Annotated in this window: 7 protein-coding genes; all 7 read left to right on the top strand. The window is 36.5% G+C overall.

The window, feature by feature from the left end; all coding sequences use genetic code 11:
* Positions 1-18: 18 nt before the first annotated feature.
* The 7 genes from ACFSC2_RS17625 (at position 19) to ACFSC2_RS17595 (ending at position 15,415) form a co-directional block, all read left to right on the top strand.
* A complete protein-coding gene (locus ACFSC2_RS17625) occupies positions 19-144 on the top strand; it encodes a hypothetical protein (protein WP_379818679.1) in 126 nt (41 codons plus the stop codon).
* 103 nt (positions 145-247) lie between these two features.
* Complete coding sequence (locus tag ACFSC2_RS17620) at positions 248-1,372, top strand: glycoside hydrolase family protein (protein ID WP_379815653.1); 1,125 nt, start codon at positions 248-250, stop codon at positions 1,370-1,372.
* Positions 1,373-1,523: 151 nt separating this feature from the next.
* Positions 1,524-4,868 (top strand): glycoside hydrolase family 2 TIM barrel-domain containing protein, encoded by a 3,345-nt coding sequence (locus ACFSC2_RS17615; RefSeq protein ID WP_379815652.1) that lies wholly within the window; start codon positions 1,524-1,526, stop codon positions 4,866-4,868.
* 449 nt (positions 4,869-5,317) lie between these two features.
* Positions 5,318-8,704 carry a glycosyl hydrolase gene (locus tag ACFSC2_RS17610; RefSeq protein WP_379815651.1) on the top strand — a complete coding sequence of 1,129 codons (3,387 nt, stop codon included), beginning with the start codon at positions 5,318-5,320 and terminating at the stop codon, positions 8,702-8,704.
* A 340-nt stretch (positions 8,705-9,044) separates the two neighbouring features.
* The gene (locus ACFSC2_RS17605) at positions 9,045-10,469 is read left to right on the top strand and encodes a sialate O-acetylesterase (RefSeq protein ID WP_379815650.1); all 1,425 of its coding nucleotides are present in this window, start codon (positions 9,045-9,047) and stop codon (positions 10,467-10,469) included.
* Between the two features lie 153 nt (positions 10,470-10,622).
* The gene (locus tag ACFSC2_RS17600; RefSeq protein ID WP_379815649.1) at positions 10,623-12,968 is read left to right on the top strand and encodes a DUF5703 domain-containing protein; all 2,346 of its coding nucleotides are present in this window, start codon (positions 10,623-10,625) and stop codon (positions 12,966-12,968) included.
* The gene (locus ACFSC2_RS17595; protein ID WP_379815648.1) at positions 12,965-15,415 is read left to right on the top strand and encodes a pectate lyase family protein; all 2,451 of its coding nucleotides are present in this window, start codon (positions 12,965-12,967) and stop codon (positions 15,413-15,415) included. The genes ACFSC2_RS17600 and ACFSC2_RS17595 overlap by 4 nt, the downstream gene beginning before the upstream one ends.
* Positions 15,416-15,547 lie beyond the last annotated feature (132 nt).

Here is a 15,547-nt window from a genome sequence, read left to right as displayed (position 1 = left end):
AGCAGAAATAGAACGCGGATGAAACGGATTTACTTCATAAAGACGCTGATTGACGCAGATTTTATTTTTATTGATTTGAATAAAGAAAATAAATTAAAGTTTCCCGCAGATTTTGCAGATCAAGCAGATAAAAAAATCAGCTAAATCTGCAAAATCAGTAAGAGAAAAAAATAAAAATCCGTGACAATCCGTGTCTTTACGAAGTAAATCCGCGTCATCAGCGTACCAAAAATATACACAAAGCAAAATGAAAATTAAGTATCTAATCCTAACCATTTCAGCACTTGCCATAACCAGCTGTGCTACCAAATACAAGAAAAGAGAAATTACCGATAGCGTAATGCAGGAAATTTACGAGGAAGTAAAAACGCCTTATAAATACGGCTTGGTGATGGTGCCAACAGACAACTCATATAAAATGGATTGCCCAAGCGTTTTTAGAAAAGACGGAAAATGGTATATGACGTATTTAATTTATGACGGAAGAGGTTACGAAACCTGGTTAGCAGAAAGTGATAATTTACTGGATTGGAAACATCTAGGCAAAGTGATGTCGTTCTCAGAAAATGAAAAACACTGGGATGTCAACCAAAAAGCAGGATATATTTCGTTGCAAGACATGACTTGGGGCGGAAGTTACGAATGGAAAAAATACGAAGACAAATACTGGATGAGTTATTTTGGCGGAGACAGTAAAGGATACGAAGCAGGCGTTTTGTCAATCGGAATGGCTTATACTAAGGAAGCGCCGACAAAACCACACGAATTTCAAAGATTAGAAAATCCAGTTTTAACGCCAAAAGATAAAGATGCTAAATGGTGGGATAATAGCACAATGTACAAAAACAGTGTGATTCGTGATAAAGATAAATTGACAGGACATAATTTTATCATGTATTACAATGCCCGTGGAGATAGTATCAATCCAGCTAAAGGCGCAGAACGCATTGCTATGGCGGTTTCAAACGATATGAAAACATGGAAACGTTATGGCGATAAACCCTTAATCAATCATCATAAAGGAATCTCGGGAGATGCTTATATTCAGCGAATTAATGATACTTGGGTGATGTTCTATTTTGGAGCTTTTTGGACAGGTTGGAATCAAGGAGCCTTTAACCGCTTCGCCGTTTCAAATGATTTAGTAAACTGGACAGACTGGAAAGGCGACGATTTAGTTAAATCATCTGAACCTTATGATGATATGTTTGCTCATAAATCGTTTGTGGTAAAACACGATGGCGTGGTTTATCATTTTTATTGTGCAGTAAACAAAGCGGAACAAAGAGGAATCGCAATTGCAACTTCTAAAGATTTAGGAAAAAGCAAATTGAATTTTGTGGCTCCGCCTGAGAAGAAGAAAAAACAGTAATTGAGTTAAGTGTAAGATGTTAAACGTGATAAGTAAGACGTCGTAACGGTAATACTCCGCTAGGAGTATTTGGTTGGTAGCAAATTGGTCGGTTGCCAACAGATTAATCCAAAGCAAATTTGTCCTGTAGGGACAATTGAAACGAATTATAATGAAACAAAATATAAAACCAATGTTAACGTCAAAAGCAAAATACAAAAATCCATTTTTCAAATTTCGATTTGCGACGTATGCATTTTACATTTTACTATTCACATCTTACACAATACAGGCCCAATCCGTAACAGGAGAACCTGCAGGAGTTCCAGAACTTCATAAAAAATATGAATTTGCACCGTGGGAAGATCCAACAATAACAAGCATCAACAGACAGCCATCAAGAGCAACCGCGTATTCGTACGCAAGCGTTGAAGACGCTTTAAAAGGCGACAGAACCAAAAGCCGAATTCAAATGCTGAACGGCGATTGGAACTTTAAATACGCAGTAAACCTAAAAGAAGCGAATAAAGATTTCTATAAAAACACAGTTTCAGGCTGGGATAAAATCGAAGTGCCATCCAACTGGGAAATGAAAGGCTACGATAACCCGATTTACAAAAGTGCCGTTTATCCTTTTAGACCTATAAATCCGCCTTATATTCCTAAAGATTACAACGGAGTTGGCTCTTACCAAAGAAGTTTTACCGTTCCTGAAAATTGGAAGGATATGACTGTGACTTTACATTTCGGAGCCGTAAGTTCAGGTTTTGAAGTTTGGTTAAACGGAGAATTTTTAGGATACGGAGAAGACAGTTTTCTGCCATCGGAATTTGATGTTACGCCATATTTAAAAGCTGGAGAAAACGTAATATCTGTTCGTGTAATCCGTTGGACAGATGGTTCTTATTTAGAAGATCAGGATCATTGGCGTATGAGCGGAATCCAGCGTGAAGTTTTTATTATGGCTGAGCCGAAACTGCGAATTCAGGATTTCTTTGTTCAAACCAAATTAGACAAACAATATACAGATGCTATTTTCAAATTGCGTCCAAAAGTTGAAAATTTAACGGGAGAAAAAATCAAAGACTATATGATGAACGTTCAGTTGTACGATGCCAATAACACGGCAATGTTCAAAGAACCGCTTCAAAGACCTGTGATTGATTTGATTAATGAAAGTTATCCTCGTCTGGATAATGTTCGTTTCGGATTCTTTCAGGAAAACATCAAAAATCCTAAAAAATGGAGTTCAGAAGAGCCGAATTTATACACGATGGTGATTTCGATAAAAGACAAAAACGGAAATGTTACCGAAGCGAAAAGCTGTAAAGTTGGTTTCCGTTCGATTGAATTCTCAAAAGAAAATGGCAAAATGCTGATCAACGGAAAAGAGACTTATGTGTATGGCGTAAACCGTCACGATCATCATCCGACAAGAGGAAAAGCCGTTACGAGAGAAGATATCAAACAAGATATTACTACGATTAAAAAGTTCAATTTCAATTTTATACGTACCAGTCATTATCCAAACGACCCTTATTTCTATGAATTATGCGACCAATACGGAATCATGGTTATGGACGAAGCGAATCAGGAAACTCACGGAATTGGCGGAAAACTAAGCAACGATCCGCTTTGGACAAATGCTTATATGGAAAGAATGATCAGAATGGTCGAGCGTGACAAAAATCATCCATCTGTTGTAGTGTGGAGTTTGGGTAATGAAGGCGGAAAAGGACCAAATCATTCTGCAATGTCAGGCTGGGTTCACGATTTCGACATTACACGTCCTGTGCATTACGAGCCGGCGCAGGGAAATGCAAAATTAGACGGTTATATCGATCCGCTTGATCCTAGATATCCAAAAACCATCGATCACGCTTACCGATTCGAAAATCCGCAAGACGATTCGTATGTCGATATGGTCAGTCGTTTTTATCCGGGCGTTTTCACTCCGAAGTTTTTAGTAGATCAAAAGAAAGATACTCGTCCGATTATTTTTGTAGAATATTCTCATGCCATGGGAAATTCAGTTGGAAATTTAAAAGAATTGTGGGATGAATTCCGTTCGCTTCCAAGAGTTATCGGAGGTTGTATTTGGGAATTTAAAGATCAGGGAATCGTGAAATTTGATTCTAGATCGGGTCAGAATTATTTTGCACACGGAGGAGATTTTGGCGAAAAATACCATGATGGAAACTTCAATACAAAAGGAATTGTAGATTCTAACGGAAAACCAAAAGGCTCGATTTTTGAGAATAAATGGGTGTATCAGCCAGCGATTTCAACTTTAAACGGAAATATTTTAGAAATCAAAAATCGTAGCGCCGTTAAATCTTTAGAAAGCTATATTCCAGTTTTAAAAATATTAGAAAATGGAAATGTTATCAAAACTCAGATTTTAAAACCATTAAAAGTAGGAGCAGGACAATCAACGACTTTAGACGTAAGTTCCTATCTTCCAAAAATGAAAGCTGATGCTGAATATATTTTAAATATAGAATTCCAGCTTTCAAAGGATGAATTATGGGCGTTAAAAGGTTACGCTGTAGCGGAAGATCAGTTTGTGTTGAAAAAGAAAGAAGTTTTGGTTTTGAATGATAAAAAAGAAACTCTAAATGTTTCTGAGTCAGATTCAGATTTCAAAATCAAAGGAAAAACTTTTGATATTACAATTGGAAAAACAAACGGAGCTTTGAGTTCGTATGTTTTCAACGGAGAAGAACAAGTTTTTGCGCCGTTACTTCCTAACTTCGTGAGACCGCTTACAGACAACGACAAACGAGGTTGGAAATCGCAAAAGCTGTTGAAGCAATGGTATAAGGCAAAACCAAAATTAGTTAATATAAAAATCGATAAATCGGCTTCTGAAATTAAGGTTATAAGCGATTACGAAATTATAAAAGATAGTGCGAGCGTAAATGTAGTTTACAATATCAGCCCAGACGGAGTGATAAAAGTAGATTACAGTTTAAAAGCGTCGGACAAATTGCCAAACATTCCAAAAATCGGCATGCAGATGGGAGTTCAAAGAAAATTCGATCAGATTTCTTGGTATGGAAAAGGTGAATTGGAAAATTACAGCGACAGAAGTTTTGGCTCGTTCGTTGGGAAATATTCATTGCCAATTAATGATTTTATAGAACATTATCCAAAACCACAAGAAAACGGAAACCGATGCGACGTAAGATGGATGGCATTGACAACGCCTCAGAAAAACCAAGGTTTTTTAGTATTAAATGATAACAAAGTTCTAAGCATGAGCGCTTGGCCATACACACAAGAAAACCTAAGTGCATCTGGTCATACCTACGATTTAAAAGACCCAGGATTTTTGACGTTAAACATCGATTTAATTCAAATGGGAGTTGGTGGAAATGACAGCTGGACGATTGTAGCACAGCCAATTGAACAATATCAGATTAAATCTGGAAATTATCAGTATAGTTTTTATTTAACGCCTTTTAGCGGTTCGAAGAATGGATTAGAAGGTAGTTTGAAGAAGTTTAAGTATTAAGAAGTTATGAGTATCCTAACAGGTTTTAAAACCTGTTAGGTATTTGTATTTACATGAATTAAAAATTAAAAGATACAGTTTGTCATTTCGAGGAACGAGACCCGAGCGATAGCGAACAGGCGAAGCAAATCTCCACAAGTAACTCCGCAAAGAAAAACCAATCTTTGTAGAGCTTCTTGCGAAGTTTTCTCCTTCGTCGAAATGACAAAGAAAGCGGTATCAGACGTAAAAAATCCCCTAAATCTGCAAAATCTGCGAGAGTAAAATTTTTCCGCAGATTTTGAAGATTCGACAGATTTTCAAATATAGCCCAAGGTTTCAACCTTGGGAAACGTAACGTTTAGTCACGTTGCGTCCCAATGGTTGAAACCATTGGCCATGTCATAAAATGAACAAACCCGACAAGTTTCCAAAACCTGTCGGGTTTAAAACAAAATAAAACAACAAAAATGTTTCAAAAAAAACACCTCTTTTTTATTCTCCTTCTCGCAAGCATCGTCTCTGCGCAGGAAGTTCATAAAAAAGTAACTTTTCAGCCAACATTAGAATCTTCCAAACCTTGGGTGTATTGGTATTGGATGAAATCGGCGTACTCAAAAGTCGGAATCACAGCCGATTTAGAAGCCATGAAACAAGCAGGAATTGCGGGTGCTTATTTAATGACCATCAAAGGGCCAGCCAATCCGCCATTAATTGATCCGCCGGTTTTGCAGTTGACGCCTGAATTTTGGGATATGATTCATTGGGCTTTTAAAGAAGCAGATCGTTTGGGTTTGAAATTGGCTTTTCACGGAGCAGACGGATTTGCCGTTGCAGGAGGGCCGTGGATTACACCAGAAATGTCGATGCAAAGAGTGGTTTGGTCGACAACTGAAATTTTAGGAGGAAAAAAAGTAGCTTCAAAACTGCCAGTTCCAGAGCATTATAAAGAGTATTATAAAGACATTGCAACTTTTGCCATTCCGATAAAAGAATATCAGACTACATCACAAATTCAATTACCAAAAGTTACGACATCAAACAATACAGATGCTTCATTTTTAACTGATCCTAAAAAAGATGAAAACTTTAAGTTTGCAGATGCAGGTTGGATTCAGTACGAATTTGCACAGCCTTTTACTTGCAAATCTATTGTAATTGAAACCAAAGGAAGAGATTATCAGGCACAGCGTCTGATTGTGGAAGTGAGTGATGATGGAGTTCATTTTAGATTCCACGAAAGACTGATTGCGCCACGCCACGGCTGGCAGGATATGGATTTTCCAAACACACATACCATTGCGCCAGTTACAGCAAAATATTTTAGATTTGTGTATGATCCAGTAGGAACTGAGCCAGGGGCGGAAGATTTGGATTTTGCGAAATGGAAACAAAACCTGAAAGTGAGTAAAATTACGCTTTCAAATCAGTCGTTAATCAATAATTACGAAGGAAAATCAGGAGCAATTTGGCGTTTGACTCCACAAACTACAGAAAAAGAAATTCCGAATAAAGACGCATTCAAAAAGTCAGAAATCATCAATATTTCGAGTTTTGTGGATGCTGATGGAAATCTGAATTGGAAAGCTCCAAAAGGAAAATGGAAAATTATCCGAATGGGACATACTTCAACAGGACACGAAAATGCAACGGGTGGAGCAGGAAAAGGATTAGAAGTAGATAAATTCAATCCGGAATTAATTCGTTTTCAATTGGATCATTGGTTTGGAGAAGCGGTTAGTTCTGCAGGACCGGAACTGACTTCAAAAGTGTTAGAAATCCTTCATTTTGACAGTTGGGAATGTGGAAGCCAAAACTGGTCTTCGGTTTTTAGAGACGAATTTAAAAAGAGACGCGGTTATGATCTTGTCGAATATCTTCCAGTAATGGCTGGAATTCCGATAGAAAGTGCTGATTTTTCGGAGAAAGTTTTATATGATGTCCGTAAGACAATTTCGGAATTAGTTGCCGATAATTTTTACGGAACAGTTGCTCAAATTGCTAAAGAATACCATGTAAAATTGAGTTCAGAAAACGTTGCGCCAACCATGATGAGCGATGCTTTATTGCATTATAAATATGTCGACTATCCGGGTGGTGAATTTTGGTTGAAAAGCCCAACACACGACAAACCTTTTGATATGGTAGATGCTATTTCAGGCGGACATATTTACGGAAAAGATATTATTCAGGCAGAATCTTTCACGGCTTTGAGAATGGATTGGGACGAACATCCAGGAAACTTAAAAACTACAGCAGACCGAAATTATGCTTTAGGAATTAACCGTTTGTTTTATCACGTTTTTGTTCATAATCCGTGGACGGATAGAAAACCGGGAATGACTTTAGACGATATTGGAACTTTTTTCCAAAGAGACCAAACTTGGTGGAAACCCGGAAAAGCGTGGTTTGATTATTGCCAAAGAGTTCAGTTTCAATTGCAAAAAGGAAAACCTGTAATTGATTTGGCAGTTTTTATTGGAGAAGATTTTCCTTCGCGTTCTTTTGTTCCAGATCGATTAGTGCCTTTTATTCCGAATGTGTTTGGAAAAGAAAGGCTGGAAAGCGAGAAAATCCGTTTAGAAAATGAAGGTCAGCCAACGGCAAAAATGCCAAAAGAAGTGACGTATTCTAAAAATATAACTGATTTATCGCAATGGATCAATCCACTAAATGGTTATCAATATGATTCTTTTAATGCCGATGTTTTAATCAACAGAGCAAAAGTGCTAAACGGAAAAGTAACTTTTGAAGGCGGAATAGAATACGGCGCTTTACTGTTTCCGGGAAGTCATAAAATGGCACCTAATAAGATTTTGTCTTTGACCTCAGCCGAAAAAATCCTGAAATTGCTAAAAGACGGAGCAACGATTTTTGTGGATGAAAAACCAAATATTCAGCCAGGAATTCAATCAGAAGCCGATCAAACGAAATGGCAGAATATGATTGATGAAATCTGGAAGAACGCTAATTCTTCTACATGGAAAATCGGAAAAGGAACGGTTGTCAAATTGCCTTATTTAGGAAATGATTTTGCTTCAATCGGAATTACACAAGATGTTTATTTTCCAAATTTAAACCGAGCCGATTCAGAAACGATTGCTTGGGCGCACAGAAAAGTAGACAATGAAGAACTATATTTCCTTTCAAATCAAAAAGCGGAAAAGAGAAAATTTGAAGCTTCATTTAGAATAGTTGGAAAAGTTCCGCAATGGTACAATCCAGTTACGGACAAAACTTCGGCTTTAGCCAATTGGAAAATAGAAAATGGCAGAACAATTGTTTTCTTAACTTTAGAGGCTAACGAATCTGGTTTTGTGGTTTTTAAAGAAAAAACGAAAGAAGCTTTAGCTCAAGGAAAAACAGCTGAATTTGAAAAAGTTCAGGTTTTAGATGAAAATTGGGAAATGCAGTTTGATCCAGAATTCAAAGGTCCAAAAGAAGTTGTAAAAACTAATAAACTTTTTGATTGGAGTACTTCAGAAAATGATCAGATTAAGTATTATTCTGGAACTGTTATTTACAAAAAAGAGTTTATTTGGAAAGGAAAAGAGACTAACAAAATCTGGCTTGATTTAGGTGAAATTTCGAATATGGCAGAGATTTCAATTAATGGAAAGGACTGTGGAACGCTTTGGACTTTTCCATTCAAAACAGACATTTCACAAGCATTACAAAAAGGAAAAAATACAATCGTAATAAAAGTCACAAATACGTGGGCAAACCGTTTAATTGGTGATCAAAAATTACCAAAAGAAGAAAGGTTAACATGGACAACAGCGCCATTTCGATTGGAAGGAAATCCATTGTTGAAAGCAGGATTGTTAGGGCCGGTAAGTATTGTAAAAGAAAAATAAAGTTTTGCCACTCCCGATAGCTATCGGGATAAAGGATTTTCACAGATTTTTTTTTGTGAATAATGTAAAAAGTATGAATTGCCTCCAGCTTTAGCTGGAGGTTTAGAAGCAATATAAGATAAAAGGCTTTAGCCAAACGAAGAATTTGGTTAAAGCCCAGGAAGTTGAAACATTATAACCTCCAGCTAAAGCTGGAGGCAATTGATAAAACTGAGGCTAAATAGGTACAGGATAGAATAATTCGTGAATTGCTTCGCCCGTTCGCTATTGCTCGGGTCGTGTCGAAAAAAAATCCAAATAATCCTTTTAATCTGTGGCAAAAAAATAAATAATATAAAAAATGAAAAAATCAATTATTGCAATTTTAATGGTTTTCGCAAGCCTTCAAATCAATGCAAAAATCAAACTGCCGGCATTGTTTTCCGACAATATGATGTTACAGCAAAAATCAAACGCACCAATTTGGGGCTGGGCAGAAAAGAATGCCAATGTAACCATAAAAACATCATGGGATTCTAAAATTTACAAAACAAAAGCCGATACTTCGGGTAAATGGAAAACAGCATTGCTAACGCCATCATTTGGCGGACCATTTACAATTGAAGTAACAGAAGGAACGGAAAAAGTAACGATAAAGAACATTTTAATCGGTGAAGTTTGGCTTTGTTCAGGACAATCTAATATGGAAATGCCCTTGAAAGGATTTCAGGGACAACCCGTGAAAAATGGAAACGAAATAATCGTAAGATCAACCAATAAAAACATTCGTTTAATTACGATTCCACGTGCGACTGTTCTCGAACCAAAAGAGGATTTTGAAGGAAAATGGGAAGAAGCTTCTCCAAAATCAACTTCAAACTTTAGTGCGACGGCTTGGTATTTTGGTTCGCTTTTGCAGGAAGTTTTAAATGTTCCGGTTGGATTGATACATGTTTCGTACGGAGGTTCAAGCATGGAAGCATGGATGAATAAGGAAATGCTGAAAGATTTTGCCAGCGCTAAAATCCCGACCACAAAAGAAGAATTAGCAAAAGACCCAAATCGTGTTCCAACTACTTTGTATAACGGAATGCTTTCGCCAGTAATCGGCTACGGAATAAAAGGCTGTATTTGGTATCAGGGAGAATCAAATTATGAAAGAGCAAGTGAATACACGTCTTTGATGAAGAAAATGGTAAGCAGTTGGAGAACAATGTGGAATCAGGGAGAATTTCCTTTTTATTTCGCTCAAATTGCACCGTTTAATTATGCTTCGTTTCATCCAAAAGATTATTTAGAAAAATACAATTCGGCTTATTTGAGAGAGGCGCAGTTTAAGGCTTCAAAGGAAATTCCGAATTTGGCAATGGCAGTTTTAATGGACGTTGGAGAAGAAAATAATATTCACCCAATGGACAAAGAAAAAGGCGGAAATCGTCTCGCTTTTCAGGCTTTGGCAAGAACTTACGGAATCGAAGGTTTCGAATTCGAAAGTCCGAAATACAAATCGATGGAAATTAAAGATGGCGCTGTAACCGTTTCTTTTGATGATGTGGCAAACGGAATTACTTCTTACGATAAAGAAGTTTTAGGTTTTGAAATTGCAGGTGCAGACAAAGTTTTTTATCCTGCAAAAACCGTAGTAAGAAGAAAATCAGTGGTTTTAACATCAGATAAAGTGAAAAATCCAGTTGCAGTAAGATATTTATGGAAAGATTTCGCAAAAGCGGAATTGTTTAGTGCAGGAGGTTTGCCGGTTTCTTCGTTTAGGACTGATGAATGGTAGATTTTTTCAAACCATATAAGTCATATAAGAAAATATAAGCTTTGCGTTTGGCTTGTGTTTAAGTAAATATAAGTTCGACATTTAAGGAATAACTTAAATTATCTTATATGACTTATATGGTTCAATAATAGTATTCTATATAAAATTAATAAGTTGAAAAATTTAATACTTCTATTTTCTTTCTTCATCACGTTTTGCATCAAAGCGCAAATTCCTGCGCTCGATAATTACAACCAAGTCTGGACAACGCAAAGCACAAATTCATCAGAATCAATGCCTTTGGGAGGCGGTGACATTGGTATGAATATTTGGGTAGAAAAAGGAGATTTGTATTTCTATTTTTCACGAAGCGGAACTTTTGACGAGCATAATACTTTATTGAAATTAGGTCGTGTGAGAGTTTCTTTATCTCCAAATCCATTTGAGGGAAAAGAAGGTTTTCGTCAGGAATTAAAATTAAAAGACGGTTATATTTTAGTTGGACAAAATGATACTAAAATCAAACTTTGGGTGGATGTTTTTAAACCCATTATTCATGTTGATTTAGAAAGTAAAAATCCGTTGAAAATGACCGCTTCTTATGAAAGCTGGCGTTATCAGAACCGAATTTCAAAAGGAAAAGAAAATAATGCCAATTCTTATAAATGGGCACCTCAGGGAGATGTTGTAATTTTTAAAGATTCAATCGCTTTTGAAAATAACGGACTTAAATTTTATCACCGAAACCGTGAACAAACCGTTTTTAATGTTGCGGTAAAACAGCAGAAAATGGAATCGGTTAAAGATCAAATGATGAACCCGATCGCCAATTTAACTTTCGGCGGATTCATGAAAGGCGATAACCTTAAACCAGACGGAACTTATTTAGGAAAATATCAGGATACCAATTTTAAAGGTTTTAATTTGACGAGTATAAAACCTTCAAAAAATCATTCGTTAGAAATTTATTTAAACACCAATCAATCAGATTTTTCGACTTGGAATAATGGTTTGAAAAGTTTGGTTTCTTCAAATAAAAATAATTTCAAACAAGCCGAAAAAAACACAATAAAATGGTGGAATACTTTCTGGAACCGCAGTTTTATTTTTACACAAAAAAATCAATCGATTGAAAAAGATTCTGTTTATCAAATCGGACAGAATTATCAGTTGTTCCGTTATATGCTTGGATGCAATGCGTACGGAAAATATCCAACGAAATTCAACGGGGGATTGTTTACCGTTGATCCTGTTTACACCAATAAAGACTTGAATTTTACCCCCGATTTTAGAAATTGGGGCGGAGGAACGATGACGGCTCAAAATCAGCGATTGGTTTATTTTCCGATGGTAAAAAGCGGTGATTTTGATATGATGAAATCGCAATTGGATTATTATGTAAGTCTTCAAAAAAATGCTGAATTACGCTCGAAAGTATATTGGAAGCATAATGGCGCATCATTCACAGAACAATTAGAAAATTTCGGATTGCCAAATCCAGCAGAATACGAATGGAAACGTCCAGCAGATTACGATCCGGGAATGGAATACAATGCGTGGCTGGAATACGAATGGGACACCGTTTTGGAATTCTGCCAAATGATGCTTCAACAAAAGGAATATGCTGGAGAAAATATTCAGAAGTACAATCAATTTATTATTAGTTGTTTGCGTTTTTTCGATGAACATTATCAATATTTAGCCAAACAAAGAGGTAGAAAAGCATTAGACGGGAATGGGAAATTAGTCCTTTTTCCAGGTTCGGGTGCAGAGACTTATAAAATGACCAATAATTCGAATAGTACTATTTCGGCTTTGCAAGTTATTACAGAAAGTCTTTTAAACCTTTCTACAAATGAGTTGTCTAAAGAAGATTCAGAATATTTAAAATCATTTCAAAATAGAATTCCGCTTTTGAATTTCGGACAGATTGAAAATCATAAAGTTTTAGTTCCGGCGAAAACATGGGAAAGAATAAATAATTCAGAAGTTCCGCAATTGTATCCCGTTTATCCTTGGGGAATCTACGGCGTAGGAAAACCGGATTTAGAAACGGCTTTAAATACATGGAAATACGATTCGGATGCCATTAAATTCAGAAGTCATATTGGATGGAAACAGGATAATATTTTTTCGGCTCGATTGGGTTTAACCGAAGAAGCCAAAAAATACAATCTGCTGAAAATGGCGAATTCAGAAAGACGTTTTCCTGCCTTTTGGGGACCGGGATTTGACTGGGTTCCTGATCATAACTGGGGCGGTTCGGGTATGATCGGCATGCAGGAAATGCTTTTGCAGGAAGCCGATGGCAAAATCTATCTTTTTCCGGCTTGGCCAAAAGATTGGAACGTCCATTTTAAATTACATGCTAAACAAAATACTACGATTGAAGCCGAATTGATTAATGGAGAAATAAAGGTTTTAAAAGTAATTCCAGAAGAAAGAAAAAAAGACATTATAAATCTGATTGGAAAATCAGAATCAGAAAAAATTAAACTAACTATTACCACAAAAAAATGATTAAGAAATTACTAAGTGCTTCAGTTCTGGCGATGCTTTTGGCAACTAATGGACAAGCACAAAATACTGATAAACAAATTGTAAAAGTCGATTTTGACTTTTTTCAGAGAAGATTAGAAGAAGTGCACGATCCAAGTTATGATTCGTGGGTTATTAATGAAGCAAAAGAAGCTGAAAAATCATTTAATAATTTGTCTTTTAAATTAAAAGGAAACTTTACTTCAAAATGGTACAAAGTAGGAATGAGTGCTCCTTTTTACAATAAATTAGGCGCTGACGGATTAATTACAGCTGAAAATTTAGAACTTAAAATCAGCGGTTTAAAAGAAGGGAAACACACGCTTTTGACTTTTCATAATGCATTTGATGTGATTACTGGAAAGACTTTTTCTCCGATTAAAATCTTCGTAAACGGGAAATTACAAGAAACAGTAAACGCTAGTCAGAGAGCTAATGCAAAAGTAGATGCATCGATGGCTTACATTACATTCAATGCGGAAAAAGGTAAAGACGTAATCATTCGTTTTGAAATCGATCCGACTTCAAATCCAGATATCGTAAAACAAATTGTAATCAATGGTTTTGAAATTGATACACCCAATTTGATGAATCAGGCTCGTTCTCCGCAACCTGCAAACAGAGACGAACATGTTGAAGTTACAAAAAATGTGATTTTAAAATGGGACGCTCCAAAAAACGTAGTTGCACATAAATTGTATTTTGGTTTGGATCAAAGTGCTGTCGCAAACGCAACCGAATCTTCAAAAGAATTCAAAGGAAAATTAACAGATAAAAATTTCTCGGTTTCTGATTTATACAGCGGTTCAACGTATTATTGGAGAGTGGACGAAATTGACAACAGCGGTCAGGAAACTTTAGGAAATGTGTGGTCGTTTAAACCAGCGCAACTGGCTTTTTCTGATGCAGAAGGATACGGTCGTTTTGCAGTTGGAGGAAGAGGCGGAAAAGTGGTTGAAGTTACCAACTTAAACGACAGCGGACCAGGAAGTTTACGTGATGCAGTAAATCAGGAAATTGGACCGAGAACTATCGTTTTTAATGTTTCTGGAAATATTAAACTGAATGATAGATTGGTTGTAAATCAGCCGTATATTACGATTGCTGGACAAACAGCTCCAGGTGAAGGAATTACCATTTCAAGAGCACCAATCGGACTAACCGGAAATGACGGTGTAATCCGATTTTTGAAAGTCAGAATAGGGGGCGGAAAAACCTATGATGGAATGGGACTTACAGGTGCCAATTATAGCATTATAGACCATTGCTCGATCAGCTGGACGATTGATGAATCGTTTAGTTCGCGTGGGGCACATCATATTACGTTACAAAGAACTTTAATTTCTGAAGCTTTAAATGTGGCAGGACATGATAAATACGAAGCTGGAAAAATGCACGGATATGCGGCTACAATTGGCGGTGATATCGGAAGTTTTCACCACAATTTACTGGCGCACAATCAGGGAAGAAACTGGAGTATTGGAGGTGGTTTAAGTGGTGACGGATTCTACACTGGAAGATTGGATATTCGAAACAATGTCGTTTATAACTGGGGAACCCGTACAACAGACGGTGGTGCAAACGAAGTAAATTTCGTAAATAACTATTATAAACCGGGAGCATCGACTAAGATTTTTGTGGCGTTAAATGCACAACACGAAGGAGTTGGAAAGGGAATGCAACGTTATTTCTTTGATGGAAATGTGATGCCGGGTTATTTTGATGAAAAAAATCAGGACAAAGGGCGAAAAATGACGGTTACAAATAAAGAAATGGTGAACTATGAAACATTCGTTGATAAACCATTTTTTGATTCTTACGTAGAAACTCAATCAGCAAAAGGAGCTTATAAAAATGTACTTTCAGATGTTGGTGCAAATCAGCCATATTTTGACAAACATGACAACCGAATTATAGATGAAACTTTAAAAGGTACTTTTACTTTTAAAGGAAGCAAAAGCGGTTTAGGCGGAATGATTGACAACGAACAAGACGCAGGCGGATGGCCAAATTTTCCGTCAGAAATACGTCCTGCAGATTGGGATACCGATCATGACGGATTGCCGAACTGGTGGGAAAAAGCTTTTAGTTTAAATGAAAATTCACCAGCCGGAGATTTCTCAGATGCGAATTCAGATACCGATAAAGACGGATTTACGCAATTGGATAATTATTTGGATTGGTTAGCACAACCTCATTATTTTATTAGTTTAAAAGATAAAAAGGTTTTAACGGCTTCAGATTATTTCAAAGGATTTGAGAACAAACCAGTTTACACTTTTTCTGAAGTAAAAAAAGGAAAAGTGAGTTTAAAAGGAAAAGAAATTCAGTTTACAGCTTCTGATAAAGGTTTTTCATCGTTTGTCATCACAGTAAAAGATGCTGACGGAGATTCTATGAGCAGAACAATCAATTTCTTCGTAAAATAAAAAAAATGGGTTCGCCACAAATTACACAAATTTCCACGAATTAATTTTTTGCCACTCCCGATAGCTATCGGGATAAAGGATTAGCACAGATTATTTATAAAAAAATCAATTTAATCCTTTTAATCTGTGGCT

Source organism: Flavobacterium artemisiae, assembly GCF_042678225.1.
Lineage (GTDB): Bacteria > Bacteroidota > Bacteroidia > Flavobacteriales > Flavobacteriaceae > Flavobacterium > Flavobacterium artemisiae.
The sequence above is the reverse complement of the archived record's forward strand: the minus strand, read 5'-3'. Positions and strand labels throughout refer to the sequence as shown.

Excerpts from the sequence above, each read along its gene's own strand:
- ACFSC2_RS17615 (WP_379815652.1), top strand. The coding sequence starts at position 1,524 with ATGAAACAAAATATAAAACCAATGTTAACGTCAAAAGCAAAATACAAA.
- ACFSC2_RS17610 (WP_379815651.1), top strand. The coding sequence starts at position 5,318 with ATGTTTCAAAAAAAACACCTCTTTTTTATTCTCCTTCTCGCAAGCATC.
- ACFSC2_RS17620 (WP_379815653.1), top strand. The coding sequence starts at position 248 with ATGAAAATTAAGTATCTAATCCTAACCATTTCAGCACTTGCCATAACC.
- ACFSC2_RS17605 (WP_379815650.1), top strand. The coding sequence starts at position 9,045 with ATGAAAAAATCAATTATTGCAATTTTAATGGTTTTCGCAAGCCTTCAA.
- ACFSC2_RS17625 (WP_379818679.1), top strand. The coding sequence starts at position 19 with ATGAAACGGATTTACTTCATAAAGACGCTGATTGACGCAGATTTTATT.
- ACFSC2_RS17595 (WP_379815648.1), top strand. The coding sequence starts at position 12,965 with ATGATTAAGAAATTACTAAGTGCTTCAGTTCTGGCGATGCTTTTGGCA.